This window comes from Pseudotabrizicola sp. (genome assembly GCF_030656345.1).
Taxonomy (GTDB): Bacteria; Pseudomonadota; Alphaproteobacteria; order Rhodobacterales; family Rhodobacteraceae; genus Pseudotabrizicola.
Map to the genome: position 1 here is coordinate 82,606 of NZ_JAUSNR010000002.1, position 15,213 is coordinate 97,818.

At 62.6% G+C, this 15,213-nt stretch carries 15 protein-coding genes and 3 pseudogenes; 14 read left to right on the forward strand and 4 right to left on the reverse strand.

All coding sequences use genetic code 11. The annotated features are described in order from the left end of the window. Window positions 1-359: 359 nt before the first annotated feature. Both Q7J44_RS00440 and Q7J44_RS00445 read left to right on the forward strand, forming a co-directional pair. Complete coding sequence (locus Q7J44_RS00440; protein ID WP_304875939.1) at window positions 360-656, forward strand: hypothetical protein; 297 nt, start codon at window positions 360-362, stop codon at window positions 654-656. After that, window positions 583-857 (forward strand): annotated as a pseudogene (locus tag Q7J44_RS00445) (IS21 family transposase); the annotation flags it as partial. The gene Q7J44_RS00440 and the pseudogene Q7J44_RS00445, both read left to right, overlap by 74 nt. Here the strand turns inward: Q7J44_RS00445 and Q7J44_RS00450 are convergent. Further along, on the reverse strand, window positions 845-2,023 hold the full coding sequence (locus tag Q7J44_RS00450; RefSeq protein WP_304875941.1) for a GTP-binding protein: 1,179 nt from the start codon (window positions 2,021-2,023) through the stop codon (window positions 845-847). The pseudogene Q7J44_RS00445 and the gene Q7J44_RS00450 sit on opposite strands and share 13 nt — an antisense overlap. Before the next feature lie 91 nt (window positions 2,024-2,114). Between Q7J44_RS00450 and hisI the strand changes: the two genes are divergently transcribed. From hisI to Q7J44_RS00500, 10 genes are all read left to right on the forward strand, one after another. Beyond that, window positions 2,115-2,579: a phosphoribosyl-AMP cyclohydrolase gene (gene hisI, locus Q7J44_RS00455; RefSeq protein WP_304875943.1), complete on the forward strand. Its 465-nt coding sequence runs from the start codon at window positions 2,115-2,117 to the stop codon at window positions 2,577-2,579. Then, window positions 2,579-2,980, forward strand: coding sequence for a DUF1636 domain-containing protein (locus Q7J44_RS00460; RefSeq protein WP_304875945.1), 402 nt, complete (start codon window positions 2,579-2,581; stop codon window positions 2,978-2,980). Before hisI ends, Q7J44_RS00460 begins: the two co-directional genes overlap by 1 nt. Continuing rightward, the gene (locus Q7J44_RS00465) at window positions 2,977-3,741 is read left to right on the forward strand and encodes an ABC transporter ATP-binding protein (RefSeq protein ID WP_304875947.1); all 765 of its coding nucleotides are present in this window, start codon (window positions 2,977-2,979) and stop codon (window positions 3,739-3,741) included. Before Q7J44_RS00460 ends, Q7J44_RS00465 begins: the two co-directional genes overlap by 4 nt. An 11-nt stretch (window positions 3,742-3,752) precedes the next feature. Beyond that, window positions 3,753-4,682, forward strand: a complete 930-nt coding sequence (locus Q7J44_RS00470; protein ID WP_304875948.1) for an ABC transporter substrate-binding protein — start codon at window positions 3,753-3,755, stop codon at window positions 4,680-4,682. A 49-nt stretch (window positions 4,683-4,731) separates the two neighbouring features. After that, window positions 4,732-5,781: an iron ABC transporter permease gene (locus Q7J44_RS00475; protein WP_304875950.1), complete on the forward strand. Its 1,050-nt coding sequence runs from the start codon at window positions 4,732-4,734 to the stop codon at window positions 5,779-5,781. Between the two features lie 76 nt (window positions 5,782-5,857). Beyond that, entirely contained in the window at window positions 5,858-6,298 is a 441-nt protein-coding gene (locus Q7J44_RS00480) for a Fur family transcriptional regulator (RefSeq protein ID WP_304875952.1), read from the forward strand. Next, on the forward strand, window positions 6,295-6,636 hold the full coding sequence (locus Q7J44_RS00485) for a metal ABC transporter solute-binding protein, Zn/Mn family (protein ID WP_304875954.1): 342 nt from the start codon (window positions 6,295-6,297) through the stop codon (window positions 6,634-6,636). The genes Q7J44_RS00480 and Q7J44_RS00485 overlap by 4 nt, the downstream gene beginning before the upstream one ends. A 2-nt stretch (window positions 6,637-6,638) precedes the next feature. After that, complete coding sequence (locus Q7J44_RS00490) at window positions 6,639-7,601, forward strand: GTP-binding protein (RefSeq protein ID WP_304875956.1); 963 nt, start codon at window positions 6,639-6,641, stop codon at window positions 7,599-7,601. Further along, window positions 7,598-8,638 carry a WD40 repeat domain-containing protein gene (locus Q7J44_RS00495; protein WP_304875957.1) on the forward strand — a complete coding sequence of 347 codons (1,041 nt, stop codon included), beginning with the start codon at window positions 7,598-7,600 and terminating at the stop codon, window positions 8,636-8,638. Before Q7J44_RS00490 ends, Q7J44_RS00495 begins: the two co-directional genes overlap by 4 nt. Then, window positions 8,638-8,919: a hypothetical protein gene (locus Q7J44_RS00500; protein ID WP_304875958.1), complete on the forward strand. Its 282-nt coding sequence runs from the start codon at window positions 8,638-8,640 to the stop codon at window positions 8,917-8,919. Before Q7J44_RS00495 ends, Q7J44_RS00500 begins: the two co-directional genes overlap by 1 nt. Window positions 8,920-9,051: 132 nt before the next feature. On the opposite strand, the pseudogene Q7J44_RS00505 reads toward Q7J44_RS00500, so the two are convergent. Next, a pseudogene (locus tag Q7J44_RS00505) lies at window positions 9,052-9,850 on the reverse strand (transposase); the annotation flags it as partial. 17 nt (window positions 9,851-9,867) lie between these two features. Between Q7J44_RS00505 and Q7J44_RS00510 the strand changes: the two are divergent. Together Q7J44_RS00510 and Q7J44_RS00515 are read left to right on the forward strand one after the other, a co-directional pair. Further along, window positions 9,868-10,156, forward strand: a pseudogene (locus Q7J44_RS00510) (IS5/IS1182 family transposase); the annotation flags it as partial. 319 nt (window positions 10,157-10,475) lie between these two features. Further along, window positions 10,476-12,524, forward strand: coding sequence for an autotransporter domain-containing protein (locus Q7J44_RS00515; protein WP_304875959.1), 2,049 nt, complete (start codon window positions 10,476-10,478; stop codon window positions 12,522-12,524). Window positions 12,525-12,649: 125 nt separating this feature from the next. On the opposite strand, the gene Q7J44_RS00520 is transcribed toward Q7J44_RS00515, so the two are convergent. Both Q7J44_RS00520 and Q7J44_RS00525 read right to left on the reverse strand, forming a co-directional pair. Continuing rightward, a complete protein-coding gene (locus Q7J44_RS00520; protein ID WP_304875960.1) occupies window positions 12,650-13,057 on the reverse strand; it encodes a universal stress protein in 408 nt (135 codons plus the stop codon). A gap of 123 nt (window positions 13,058-13,180) precedes the next feature. Continuing rightward, entirely contained in the window at window positions 13,181-14,980 is a 1,800-nt protein-coding gene (locus tag Q7J44_RS00525; RefSeq protein WP_304875962.1) for an alpha/beta hydrolase, read from the reverse strand. Window positions 14,981-15,213 lie beyond the last annotated feature (233 nt).

Here is a 15,213-nt window from a genome sequence, read left to right on the forward strand (position 1 = left end):
ATACGGATCTTATGGGCAAGCCGATTGCACATGTTGCAAGCATAGCACGCCCGCCGGGCCGTTGTGACGGCGCCCCCCGGAGGAGCGAAGCGATCTGCACGACGGCGATCGCGGCGGCGGTATCAGGCAGGACAGAAACAACGGCCGGCGTCAAAACGGTCGGGATCAACGGTTGGAACGTCATCAGAACACCTCATGTTGGGGCAAACGGGAGGGCCGAAGGCGCTCTCGTGCAGCCTTCCAGCTCCCCGCCCCATCCTGCCTCTGCGTCTCTGACCTCGGTCCTTCGCTGAGCGGTGGTTGATTATGTTCCTGATATGTTCTATACAGCAGTACCAAGTAGCAGAGGAGTTTTTCCGATGGAAGACACCAGTTTTGCCCTGCCGGTGACGTCCAAGCAGATCGCCTATGCGCGGTCATTGGCGCTGCGCAACCAGACGCTGTTGCCTTGGGAGGTACAGCAGGATCGGCGAGCCTTGAGTTCCTGGATCGACGGGCAGGCCAGGTTGAAACCGGTCTCCGCGCTTGACCCGCTGCCGTCGTCGAAACAGGTCGCCTTTGCCGAGCGTCTCGCCCGCATCAAACGGCGCGCCGTCCCGGACGAGTGCTTCCGCGACAAGGGGCTCATGTCGAAATGGATTGACGGGAACAAGTGACGGGGTGCGGTCACCGATCCTGAGCTGCGTTCGCGAAGACGGATTGCAAGCAGTCGAGGCCGCTTGCCGCGAAGCCCTCGACCAAGGCGTCCACTCAGCCCCAGTCGTCATTAACATTCTTGCCCGAAGACGTGATCCGATTCCACCGCGCTGCGCCTGACCCACGAACCCGTGGTCGATTGCGCTCGCTACGACATCTGAATGTGCCGCGCCAGCAGCCCGCCCAGCGCGCTTTGTTCCGGGCGTATCCGCAAAACGGCAAGGCTGCTTTCCAGAATGTCGCGCGGGATGTCGCGACCGATCACTACGATCCGGCTGGTGCGGTCACCTTCTGGCCAGTGCGGCATGCTGACCGGCGGATGAAAGATGTGTTGCGCACCGTGAAAGGCGAAGGGGTGTTGGATGCCCTCTACATGCACGATGCCCTTCATGCGCAAGACATCGGGGCCGCGCAGCGCGATCAGGGTATCGAGCCAGAAATCGAAGATGTCCGCCGGGATCGGATCGTCGATGATGGCCGAGACAGACGTGATGCGGCTGTCGTGCAGGCTGAGAGCGGCAGTCGGCGCAGGCCTGTGAAACCCCATCGAAAGGCCGGCAAACGGGTCTGCGGCGGGGTTCGGGGCGAACAGCCCATAGGTGGGGTTGCCGTGACCGATGGGCTGGGCAGGCGGCGTGGGTCTGGGTGCCGCATAGGCAGCGACATTGACCCAGGAGAGGGTTTGCGCGGGATCGGCGTCTGCCTGCAGGCCGCTGATGCCGAACAGGGTGCCGGGTGCCACGCGGCCTTGATTGGCGGTGATGCGGGCGGCACCGGGGTTGATCTGGGCCAGACGGGTTTCGAACCGGCGCAGCTCGCTTGGGGTGACAAGGTCGGTCTTGGTCAGCACGATCCGGTCGGCAAGGGCAATCTGGTTCACCGCCTCGAACTGCGCGTCCAAGCTGCGTGGCCCGGTGGCGGCACAGGCCGTGGTGACGACGCCGTCCAGCCGAAAGGCCGCTGCCAGTTCGCGCTCGATCAACAGAGTGTGCAGGATCGGGCCGGGGTCGGCCAAACCTGTCGTCTCGATCACCACGCGGTCAAAGGCCACTTCGCCCAGCGCCTGACGGCGCAGCAGCGCCAGCATGGCAGTCACCAGGTCGCCCCGGATCGTGCAGCACAGGCACCCGGATTGCAGCAGGACCATCTCTTCGGTCGCTTCTTCTATCAGGTCGTGATCAAGGCCTATATCACCGAATTCATTGATAATCACCGCCACTCGCCCCATGCCGGAATCACGGATCAGGTGGTTCAGAAGTGTGGTTTTGCCAGACCCGAGGAACCCGGTCAGCAGCGTGACCGGAATGGGCAATGCGGGGGCTGTCATGTCTGAGTGCGCCTTTCGTCCTGTCAATAATCACTTGCGTTATATTATAACATTACATTATGCAAGCCGTTGACACAGTCCGGAGCCCGTCATGCATGCCATAGATTTTGCCCCCCGCACCAGCATCGCGCAGGTTGAGGAAGGCATGTGCCTTGCGCCACGGTTCGACGTGGACGGACTAATCCCGGTTGTCACCACGGACCGAACGACAGGCGAGGTGTTGATGATGGGGGTGATGACAGCCGAAGCCCTGCGCCTGACAATACAGGCGGGCGAGGCGCATTACTGGAGCCGGTCCCGCAAGTGCGTTTGGCACAAGGGGGCAACCTCGGGTCTTGTGCAGCGCGTGATCGAGATGCGGATCGACGATGATCAGGATGCCGTCTGGCTGCGGGTCGAGGTTGCAGGCGGGGCGTCGTGCCATGTTGGTTACCGGTCGTGCTTTTACCGGGCTGTGCCGGTGGGGCAGGCGGGAGCGCTGCGGTTTGTCGAGCACGTCAAGGTGTTCAATCCGGTCGCGGTTTACGGCGATGCCCCAAACCCGACGGTGCTGTGATGACAGTGCACCCTGCGCCTGCTGCCTGCCACCATGTCTTTGTCTGCACGGCATGTTGCGATGTTGGTGCCGATGATCTGCCGGGCGCAGCCTTGCTGCAGACCTTGCATCAGGCTTTCGCCGCTTGCGATTTGTCGAACACATTCACGGTGTCCGGCGTGCTCTGCATGGCTGGCTGCACGCGCCCCTGCACGGTGGGATTTGCCGCAAACGGCAAGGCGGCGTGGTTGTTCGGTGATCTCGGCCCCGCAGATTGCGCCGACATTGTCGCTTTCGCAGGTCTTTACGCAGTGCTGAATGATGGCTGGTGTTCGTCCACTGACCGCCCCGGCAAGCTGTCACGCAGTGCCCTTGCGCGAATCCCGTCTCTGCCGCTTTGGACGCGTGAGGGCGCACAATGACGGAGCATCTTGTGGCATCGGGCCTCTCATGGGCACCGCGCGGTGGCACGCCAATCCTGCACAATGTCAGCTTTACCGTGCCACAAGGTCAGGTGCTTGCGATCTGCGGCGCGAATGGTGCGGGCAAATCAACACTGCTACGGATGCTTTACCGCTATTTGCGCCCGGATGCGGGGCAGGTGCTGCTGGGCGGCACCGACCTGTGGGCGCTGAACCCCCGTGTCGCTGCCCGCCGCGTTGCCGCCGTTCTGCAGGAACAGCCCACGGATTTCGCCCTGACCGTGCGCGAGATGGTGGGCCTTGGCCGCACCCCGCACCGCGCAGGCTTTGCCGGGGCAGGGGCACGGGACGCCAAGGTCGTGGCCGCAAGTCTGCACCGGATGGATCTGGTGCGCTTTGCAGCCAAGCCCTTTGGCACACTGTCGGGCGGCGAGCGTCAGCGGGTGATGGTGGCGCGCGCATTGGCGCAGGAACCGGAACTGCTGGTGCTGGACGAACCGACCAACCATCTTGACATCCGCCACCAGCTGGACGTGCTGACCTTGCTGCGCGGTCTTGGCCTGACGGTAATCCTGACGTTGCACGATCTTACGCTGGCGGCGGAACATGCCGATGCGGTGCTGATCCTGCACCATGGGCGGCTGATTGCACATGGCGCGCCGCGCAATGTGTTGACCCCCGATATCATCAACCGCGCCTTCGACGTGACCGCGCGGATCGACACCACGGGACCCAGCCCGCGCTATTCCTTTCATCTTTAACGGAGACCCCGATGAAACTTGCCGCCCTTGCCTTGCTTCTGTCCGCCACGTCCGCCGCCGCGTTCCCCGTCACGGTGAGAAGCTGCGACCGCGACGTGACTTTTGAGGCCGCCCCGGCCCGCGCCGTTTCCAACGACGTGAACCTGACCGAGATGATGCTGGTTCTGGGCCTGCGCGACCGGATGGTCGGCTATACTGGGATTTCAGGCTGGAAAACGCTTGATGCGCAGATGCGCGACGGCATTGCCGAATTGCCGGAACTGTCGGCCAAATATCCGACCAAGGAAGTGCTGGTCGGGGCCGAGCCTGACATTTTCTTTGCGGGCTGGAACTATGGCATGAAGGTCGGCGGTGAAGTCACGCCTGAAACGCTGGCTCCCTTTGGCATTCAGACCTATGAGCTGACCGAAAGCTGCATCCACATCGGCGCCAAGGACAAGGTTGCGATGGAGGACATGTATAGTGACCTACTCAATCTGGGCACGATCTTTGGCGTGTCTGACCGTGCGACGGCGCTGGTTGATGGCTACAAGGCGCGTCTGGCCGAGGTGACGGCGGGCGTGGACCGCGCCAACCCCCTCCGCGTATTCGTCTATGACAGCGGCGAAGAGGCCCCCTTTACCGCCGGAAGATACGCCATGCCCACAGCCATGATCGAGGCGGCGGGCGGCGTGAACATTATGGACGATGTCGAGAAAAGCTGGACCGAGATTGCTTGGGAGCCGGTGGTCGAACGCAACCCCCAAGTGATCGTCATCGTGAACTACGGCGATGTGACTGCCGAACAGAAGATCGCCTTCATGAAGACCAATCCGGCATTTGCGGGCATTGATGCGGTGGTGAACGACCGTTTTGTCGTGCTTGAATATGTCGAGGCAACGCCCGGGCCGCGCAATATCGCCGCGGTGGAAAAGCTGGTCGCAGGATTTGCTGCCAACTGATCACGCGGCCCGCGCAACCTTTGCGCGGGCCATACCCCCGGAGGGCACCATGATTGACAGCACGTTGACCCATGCCGCATCCCGTCGCCTGACCCTTGGTGTCGGGGCCTTGATCGGCCTTTGCACCCTTGGCGCATCCATCCTTCTGGCCGTGGCGGTGGGCGCGGTGTCCATCCCGCTGCCAACGGTCGTGGGCGTTCTGGTGGGCAAGCTGATGCCGGGGATGGTCGAGGCCACATGGACCACAGGTGCCTCGGCGATTGTCTGGGAAATCCGCTTTCCCCGCGCGCTGCTGGCGGCGCTGGTGGGGGCGGGGCTGGGGCTGGTGGGAGCGGCCTTGCAAGCGGTGACGCGCAATCCGCTGGCGGACCCGCATCTGTTGGGTATCTCATCCGGGGCAGCGTTTGGAGCCATTCTGGCGCTGTTGCACACCGGGTTGTTTCTGGGACTGCTGACGGTGCCTTTGCTGGCCTTTGCTGGCGCACTGGTGGCGGCGATGCTGGTGGTAGGGGTGGCGCAACTGGCGGGGGCGACCAGTGCGGACCGGCTGGTTCTGGCAGGCGTTGCCGTCAGCTTTATCGTGATGGCCGGGGCCAACGTTCTGATCTTTCTGGGTGATCCGCGCGCGACGCATACGGTGGTGTTCTGGATGCTTGGCGGCCTTGGCCTTGCGCAATGGGCGCATCTGATCTGGCCGCTGGCGGTGCTGGTGCCCACCGGCCTGTGGCTGTGGCTGCGCGCGCCCGAGATGAACGCGATGACAGTGGGTGATGAAACCGCCGCCACCCTTGGCATCGCACCTGCCCGGTTCCGGTTGCAGGTGTTTGTCGCAGGTGCGCTGATCACCGGAGTCATGGTGGCGTTTTCCGGGATCATCGGCTTTGTCGGCCTGATGATGCCGCATATTGTGCGCCTTGTGATGGGGGGCAACAACGCCCGCGTGCTGCCGTTTTCGGCCCTGTTCGGCGCGATTTTCCTGATCTGGGCCGATATCGTGGCCCGTGTTGTCATGGCGCCCGAAGATATGCCGATCGGCGTTGTGACGGGCCTGATTGGCGGCGTGTTCTTTGTCGGCCTGCTGGCGCGGCGCAGGATGTAGCGTTGCAAGGTGACGCGTCGGTGCTTGTGGGATGTTATGTTATAGTATAACCATCTTGCCGAACCGAGAGGCTGCCGTGACCAAGTCGATCCCGCCCCATCCAGTGACCGCTGTGCTGTCCGGCAACGATTTGCTGGTCTTTGATGTGCTGCGTGCAGCCAACGGCCCGGCTTCGGCCTATGACATTCTTGATCGCCTGAAGCCGGAACGCCCCCGCATTGCGCCGACGACAATTTACCGCGCGTTGGAGCACTTGATCCGTGCGGGGCGTGTGCGTCGCATTGAATCACTGAACGCCTATCTTGCGGCCACGGAGGCAGGTGACCGGGCGGTTGTCTTCGCGATTTGCGATGATTGCGGCCGGGTGCAAGAGCGCGATGCTGGTACCGAAGTGGGGCGCATCACCAAAGCGTTGGCACGCGATGGATTTCGCCCGACCCATCCGGTCGTCGAGGTGCACGGCCGCTGTGGCGATTGTGAAGCGGGCTCTAACAGCGTGGCAGGGGGCAAGCCATGACCGGCTTCAGCCTGATCGTGGCGGGGCTTGGCCTGCGGCTGGCTGTGGCAGCCCTTGTATCGGGCCTGCTCTGGGCGGCTTTTGCGCTGGGTGGCCTGAGCCATGCCCGCGATGTGGCCGCACTGATCACACAGATGAAGGCCGAGTCCATCACGGCCGTTTTCGTCGAAAACACCCCGGACAGTCGCCTGCTCGGGCAGATTCCTGCGGAAACCGGGGCAAAGGTTGGCGGCACGTTGTTTTCCGACGCGCTGTCTGGCCCGGATGGACCGGCCAGCACCTACCTGAACATGATGCGCCACACCACCGCCACCCTCACCGCCGCTTTGAAGGAATGACCATGTCCGCACAAATCCCCGTTACCGTTCTCACCGGCTTTCTGGGTGCCGGAAAGACGACGCTCCTGAACCGTATCCTGACCGAAAACCATGGCCGCAAGTTCGCCGTCATCATCAACGAGTTTGGTGAGACCGGCATCGACAACGACCTTGTCACCCATGCCGATGAAGAAGTGTTCGAGATGAACAACGGCTGCATCTGCTGCACCGTGCGCGGTGATCTGATCCGCATCATCGGCGGACTGATGAAGCGCAAGGGGCTGGATGGTATCCTGATCGAGACCACGGGACTGGCTGATCCTGCCCCGGTGGCGCAGACCTTCTACGTCGATGCCGACGTCGCCGCCCGCACGCGGCTGGATGCGATCCTGACGGTTGCAGATGCGGTAAACCTTTCCACCCATCTGGACGAAAGCCACGAGGCTGCCGAGCAGATCGCCTTTGCCGACATCGTGCTGCTGAACAAGACCGACCTTGTGGATGCCGAAACGCTGACCGCGGTCGAGGCCCGGTTGCGCGCGATCAACCCAACGGCAAAGATCATCCGCACCGCGCGCTGCGACGTGGACCTTGATCAGGTGTTGGGCCTGAAAGCGTTTGAGTTGGACCGTGTGCTGGAGATCGAGCCGGATTTCCTGACCGAAGACCATGCGCATGAACATGATGACGCGGTCACAAGCATCTCGCTGCATTCGGATGTGCCGATGAACCCCGACGCCTTCCAGATGTGGTTCAGCCGCCTTCTGCGCGAAAAGGGGCAAGACCTGCTGCGGTCCAAAGGCATCATCGACATGGCGGGCGAGGATCAACGCTATGTCGTTCAGGGCGTGCATATGCTGATGGACGGCAACCTCTTGGGTCCGTGGCCGACCGACAAGCCGCGCCAGACCAGACTGGTGTTCATCGGCCGCAATCTGGCCAGCATGGGTCTGCGCGAGGGATTTGAGTCGTGCAAGGCGGCGTGACGCTTCCACCACCGCTGACCCGCCCGCCTGAGCCCACTGCCATCGAAAAGGTAGGCCGGTATTTCGATTGCGACGCGGTTCCGACTGGGGCGGTGGCTGTCGGTGACAGCGTCTATGCCAGCTTCGGCGATGGGCAGATCCGGGTGTTCCGCCCGAACCTGCCGGTGCAGGAGGTCCCAGCGCACAGGGGCGCAATCCTGTGCGTAGCCCGCCACACCTCGGGCGTTCTGACGGGGGGCGACGATGGCCGCGTCCTGCATCTGGATGCGGACAAGGGGATGACCGAACTGGCCCGGCACGGCGGCAGTTGGGTCGATTGTGTCGCCACGCACCCAAAGGGTGCGTGGGCAGCCTCGGTCGGCAAGACCGCGCATCTGACGGACGTTGGGGGCCGCGTTTACGCCCTTGATCACCCCAGCACAGTTGGCGGCATGGCCTTTGACCGTAAGGGCGGGCGGCTGGCCGTGGCGCATTATGGCGGCGTCACGCTCTGGACCCGTGGCCGGCGCGACTGGAAGGCATCATCGCTGAAATGGGCAGGCAGCCATGGGGCGGTGACGTGGAGCCCGGACAACCGGTTTCTTGTCACCACGATGCAGGAAAATGCCCTGCACGGGTGGCGGCTGCGCGACAAGGCCGACATGCGGATGTCGGGCTATCCGGCCAAGGTCAAGTCGATGGACTGGGTCGGAAAACTGCCCCACCTCGCCAGCAGTGGCGCGCAAGAGGCAATCTGCTGGCCCTTTGATGGCGCAAATGGCCCAATGGGGAAGCGACCGTTGACGCTGTGCCATGACGGCGACGCCCTGGCGACCGCAGTTTGCGGCTTGCCGGGCCACGACGCCGTGCTGACCGGGTTCGAGAACGGCGTCGTGCTTTACAGCGAACTCGACATGGGTTTCGATCCCTGTGTGATCAAGCGCCGCTCCGGGGCTGCGATCACCCATCTGGTGGTGACGCCCGACACCGGCTGGATGCTTGCCGCCGCCGAGGACGGGCTGGTGCTCTGGGCTCCCTTGGGCAGGACAGACCGCTGATGTTTGGCCTGTTCAAACGCAAAGCCCCCGCCGATCCGGTCGTGACAGACCGCGTGAAGCTGTGGGTCGCCAGCGCGATGGGTTTGTGCGACCGCGACACCATCATGCTGGCCGAACTGGACTGCCGCGACCCCGGCTGCCCCGATCTGGAGACTGTGGTCACTGTCATCCTCTCCGACCGCCGCCAGTTCGTCCTGCGGTTTCCCGGCCCGATGGCGCGCGTGACCGAAGAAGGTGTGCAGTCGCTTTTTGCCCAAGGCCCGGTCGGCCACACCGAATGAGCTGCCGATGCAGGCGGGCCAAGGGCCCGGGGCATCGCGCTCTTGTCTTCCCGTGCCAGCAAATGTGTTTAGGTGACAGTGTTTTGTTCCCACGGTAATCCGCCCCGTTTTGGCGGGGCACGACCGTAGAACCTACGCGGACATTTTCAGTTTCTGAGCGGGGTGAACCCGCCACTGCCCATGTTGGGGGCTCGTTGTTATAGGTCCATAGCCAGTCGGTGGCGATCTGCTGTGCCTCATCGATGGTTTCAAACTCTGATCGCCAAAGGCTTGCCACGCCATTCGATGATCTGGTTCAGGGAACGGATGACCCGCTCTGCCGGCAGCGAGAAGTCGACCGTGATGTCCAGACCCTCACGGTCGAAATCGTCCAGCACGTTCAGCAGCCGGAAATGGCGCCCGTCGCCGCGGTTTGAAGCGCAGGTTCAGCTCCAGCTCGCAGCATATCCTGTGGACCCGCTTGTGGTTCCAGATATGGCCGTTGACGTTCCGCAGGTGCAGGAAGCACAGCCCGAGCCCCCAGGTCCTGTGGACATTCGTCAGCCCAACCAGCAGGTCGGCGATCATCTCGTTCTCTTCGTCGCGCTCCGGTCTGCAGCTCAAACAGGTCTCGCTGACGCCAAGCGCCCGGCGGGCCAGCGCGATGCTGTTCCCCTTCGTTGCCACCGCCTTCTCGGCCAGCTCCCGGCGCTGAGCAGGCGGCGTCACTTTTTCCAAGTGTCTCGAGAAGCAGGTCAGCCTGCATGCTCAGATCGGCAAACATGTGCTTCAGCCGCCGGTTCTCATCTTCCAGCGCCTTCATCTGGCTGATCATGGACGCATCGATGCTGCCATATTTCGCGCGCCATTTGTAAAAGGTCGTACTGCTGATCCCATGCTCACGGCAAAACTCAGACGCGGCCAAACCGCCCCCGGCTTTCGGTGAAACGGCCCTTCTTCATCGGCATCATCAGCCCGATGGCGCTTGCCGCCAAACACGCGCTCGGGCGCGACAAAATCCATGCCCCGACTGACAAAGGCTGTTGCAACGGACAATGGAGACTACAGTTGTGTCGAGATCGCCACCTGCGACAAGGCCGCGATCACGGTGACCATGTCGCGCCCCGAGACCTCGGGCAATCGCAGCGCGGGCATGCATGTGAAGGCCGACTTCAAATATGACGTCGCACGGGACGTCTATATCTGCGCGACCGTGGATGAACTGACCCTTCGCTATACGCGCGAGGAAGACGGGCTCCTTGGGTCACCGACTACAACCGAACCGCCCACTTCGGCCCTTGGCTGCCAGAACCGGGGCGGATTCGCCCTGCACCTGAACATCGCAATCGCCCGACCCGCTGTACGCGATGACAGTTCCGCGCGCCGCCCGGTGGCAGGACAGAAGTCGCAACGCGCTATGAGACTGTTCCCCTTTTGCCTCAAACGCAGGCAGTCGGACATCAATCGTTGACTTGGACTCCGCAGGCCCGCACTGGAAGTGAATGCAAAAAATTAACTATTTTCACGGATCCGGAATGGGAGACGGTATGGGCATGCTTCATCTGCAAGGAGGACGCGTGTCGCAGGCCGTCGGCTTGAGCCTGGGGGCGGTTGTCACGCTGTCCTGCATGGGCGCAACAGCTTTTGCGCAGGACCTGGTGTGCGATAGCGCGGCCCCGGTCGGGACAGAGGCATATGAAATCTGTGATCTTGGCACGCTGGACACCGGAACGCGCAGCGGCGCATCGGGCATCAGTGCTGACGGGACTGTCGTGATCGGGTACGCCAACACCAGCGACGGCATGCGCCCGTTCCGTTGGACGCAGAGTGGCGGAATGCAAAACCTTGGTGTGCTGTCCAACGCCCACACCACGGCAAGAGGCGTCAGTGCAGATGGTACTGTCGTGGTGGGTACCAGCTGGGATCGCGGATTCCGATGGGTTGAAGGTGTGGGACTGTCAGATATTGGCACTCTGGCCGGGGGGGACACCACGGCGAATGCGGTCAGTCCGGATGGATCTGTCGTTGTCGGATACAGCATGGTTTCAGATATCAAGCGTGCCTATCGCTGGACTGAAACCTCGATGGAAGCTCTCTTCGGCGGAGACCACAGCGAGGCCTTGGGCGTCAATTCTGATGGTACCGTCATCGTGGGACACTACTCCACCGGGTGGTGGGTCGCCTTCCGTTGGGTCGAAGGCGTTGGGATGCAGTCTTTGGGAAGCCTCGGTGGGTATGTCCGGAGTCAAGCGAACGCGGTGACCCCGGATGGTTCTATTGTTGTGGGTTCCGCTGCCACCCCCGATGATTCAACACATGCCTTTCGCTGGGTCGCGAATGGCACAGGCGGTGTTTCCGGCAACCCCCAGATGGAAGACCTCGGCACGTTTGAGGGCGGAAGCAACAGCGACGCCACGGCTGTGAATGCCGATGGCACTGTCGTGGTGGGATCTTCCAACAATGGCGCATCAACCTGGGCATTCCGATGGGTTGAAGGCGAGGGCATGCAGAACCTTGGTGGATTGACCGGAGCATCCGACAGCATTGCCACCGGCGTGAGTGCCGACGGGTCTATCGTGGTGGGGGAGAGTGCAAGTTACGGAGATGATCACTTTGATATGGGGACAACCAGAGCCTTCATCTGGCGCGCTGGGAGCGGGTCGGATGGCGGTGGCACGATGGAAGACATTGCCAACCTCACCGCCTCTGTCCCGATCCTTGGCAATGACAGTGCGGTCGCACAAGCCGAACAGCAGTTTGCGCTGGGTCAGACCATGGGGCAGCAAGCTTTTGTGCAATCCGGTCAGATGGTCATGTCTGCTCAGACCAATATCCAGCACACCGGGCGCAACCCGACGACGGTTGGCGCGCGCAATTCTTCGGTTGGCGCGATCAGCTTCGGGCGCGGGATCAGTGGCACAGTCACACTGGGCGCGACGCTCAGCCTGAGCGGCACCAGCCTGAAAAACAACGCGTTCGACATGGATACGGATGTGGGCGCAGCCCTGTGGGGCCAGTACAGCGCAGGGGGTGCCGCGCGCACAGGCCTGCAATTCAGCGGTGCAATCGGCTATATGACATCCGAGGGTGAAATCGCCCGTGGCCGTCTGTTGACAGATGTGCTTCTGGCGACAGGCTCTTCCACAGTCGAAACCCGGGCCGTACAGGCGAGCATTGGCCACGGGCTTGAGCATGGGGACTGGCTGATCACATCGCAGATTGGCATCGCGCATTACGACACCCGCCGCGAGGCCTATGCCGAAACCGGCGCCAGCTTTAACGCCAGCTATGACGAGATGCGCAGCAGCCGGACCGTGGCAACGTTGGGTGTGACCGGCGCGTTTGACGTAAGTGAGCGTGGCCGTCTGGCACTCGGAGTTGGCGTCGACCGGGAACTGAACCCGGAACGTCCGCGCCTGACCGGGGCATCCGACATTCCCGGGCTGGCCACTTTCGATTTTGGTGGCACCTTCACACCGAACCGCACCCGCGGTTTCGCAACCGTTGACTACACCTATGCCTTTGAGAACGGGTCAAGCCTGACGGGAAATCTGCGGGTCGGCGACGCTGTCTATGGGACCACGCGTTCGGTGGGCGTTGGGGTCTCCTACAGCATGCAATTCTGACGGCGGAGAAGCTCTCGGACCCGGCCCTCGTGTGTGAGGGCCGGAGGACGCGCGGGGACTCTACCCCGCTTCCGGCTCAGCCGTGCGCGAGGCCTGCCATCTCTGGGCAGGCCCGCAGACATCTGTCAGCGAACCACATGGACCGAGCATTGCGCGTGGCGCACGACCCTTCCAGCGGTGCAGCCAAGGAAATAGTCCTGCAATCCGGGCCGGTGCGACATGATCACGATGCAATCCACCTGATTTGCCTCGGCCCATTCCAGAATTGTCTGACCCGAATGCCCCTCGATCAACACGCCCGCGCCATTTGCAAACTGCGCGGCCAGGCCGTTCAGCTGATCACGGATCGCCAGTTTCAGATCGGCGTCATAATCCGAAGGGATGTATGACATCGCATAGCCCGGGATCTTCTCCTTCACATGCAATACAGTCACCTTGCCATCGGGCGACAACAGGTTCTTTGCGGCCTGAAAGGGCCGCTCCGGCGCGTGATCGGTGTCAAGAGCCACGGCCACAAGAATATGCTGATACATTTCACCCTCCCAGGATTGTGTTTCATCTACACTTTCAGCTTTGACCCGGCCGCGCATTGACACGGATCAAACCGCGTTCATCTGGCGGCGAGGGTCAGGCTGTCATCCTGACGTCGGGAGACGTCAGGGCTGCATCACATAAGTGCCGGGGGCGGGACAAAGCGGGGCAAGGCCGTTATCCGGGGCACCCAGTGCAGGCGCTTGCACCAGACCACCGCCCTGCGCTGCCAGCCAGTCGGCCCAATGCGGCCACCACGAGCCGGGCTCTGGTTCGGTTTCTGCCAGCCAGGCGTCGGGGCCGACATAATGCGCCCCTGCCGGGCGGTGCGCGCTGCGGTAGTGCCGCCGCTTGTGGCCCGGCTCGCTCAGGATGCCGGTGTTGTGGCCGCCCTTTGTCAGCACGAAGGTCAGGTCGCAGTCGGTGAACAGCTTGGTTTTGTAGACTGACCGCCATGGCGCAATGTGGTCGGTTTCGGTGCCGATCACGAACAGCGGCACAGACAGATCCTTCAGCGCGATCACCCGGCCCTCGACGGCAAAGCGCCCCGCCGTCAGCCGGTTTTCCAGAAACAACCCACGCAGATATTGCGAATGCATGCGGGCCGGCATCCGCGTCGTGTCCGACAGCCAGACCCCTATATCGGTGGGCACATCCTCGCGACCCAGAAAATAGCGCTGGACGGCACGGGTCCAGATCAGGTCTTCGGCGCGGATTGCCGCAAAGGCGCGGGCCATCTGCGGGCGGTCAAGATAGCCCTGTTCCCACATCAGATCTTCCAGAAACGCGACCTGACTTTCGTCGAGAAACAACAAAAGCTCGCCCGCTTCGGCGAAATCCACTTGCGCGGCCATCAGGGTGACCGAGCCAAAGCGGTTGTCGCCGTCCCGGGCCATCGTCGCCGCTGTAATCGCCAGAATGGTGCCGCCAAGGCAGTAGCCGACGGCCTGAACCGGGGCGTCCGGCACGATTGTGGTCACAGCGTCAAGCGCGGCCATCACCCCGCGCTTGCGGTAATCCTCCAACGACAGGTCGCGCTGATCAGAGGTCGGGTTGGTCCACGAGATCATGAAGACGGTGAAACCCTGCCCGACCAGATAGCGCACCATCGAGTTTTCGGGCGACAGATCGAGGATGTAGTATTTCATGATCCAGGCCGGGACGATCAGGATCGGGCGGGCATGGACCTGCGGCGTTTGCGGCGTGTACTGGATCAGCTCCATCAACTCATTGCGATAGACGACCACGCCGGGCGTGCAGGCGAGATCCTTGCCAACCTGATAGCCTTCGGGGGCCGGGTCGCGCTGGCCGGTCAGGGTCTTGATCGCGTCATGGGCAAAATGCGCTGCACCTTCGGTCAGGTTGCGGCCCCCGGTCCTGACCGTTTCGGCAATGATCTCGGGGTTAAGCAACGGCGCGTTCGAGGGTGACAGAACATCCAGCGTCTGGCGGGCCAGAAAACGCGTGCGCTCGGCGTCATCGGGGCGCAGGCCGCGCATCGGTTCGGTGGCATGGTCCCACCAGTCCTGCATCGCCAGAAACCCCTGCTGCCACATCTGGAACGGCGGCTTTTGCCAGCCGTCATGGTTAAAGCGGTGGTCATAGGGCTTTGGGGCAAAGGGCGGGGCACCGCCGGGGCTGGTCGCCAGAGCCATCAGCTTCAACAGGCTGCGCTGTGCATGTTCGGCCAGTTCCAACTGACGGCCGGGCGCACGGCCAAGATGCTGGGCCCAGTCGCTCCACGCCTCGATGAAGGCATGGGTGGAGGTCCCGCCGGACAGCCGCGCAAACGCTGCTCGGGCGGCGCGGTCAAAATTCTGATGCGGATGTTCGGCTGGTTGTGGTGTCTCGATCACTGCCGGAAGCCCGGCGACCACCGGCGGGGAAACGGGGGGCAACTGCGGGGTTTTCCTGAGTCTGGTCATCTTGGCCTCTTTCCTTCTGGACTGGGGGCACTGATCGGGGAATCGAAGAAAATCTGGTTACTCCGGCTGTGTCACAGGTCACCATTTCACCCCGGGTTTGATCTGCTTTTCATGGGGCGCACGAAGGCGGCGGCACGGACCCCTCTGTGCCCTGGCACCACAACCCTCGGACCCAATGATCGGCGGCCCTTTCTGGCCTGTCGTTGATTTATGTCATGTTGCCCCGCAGGGTC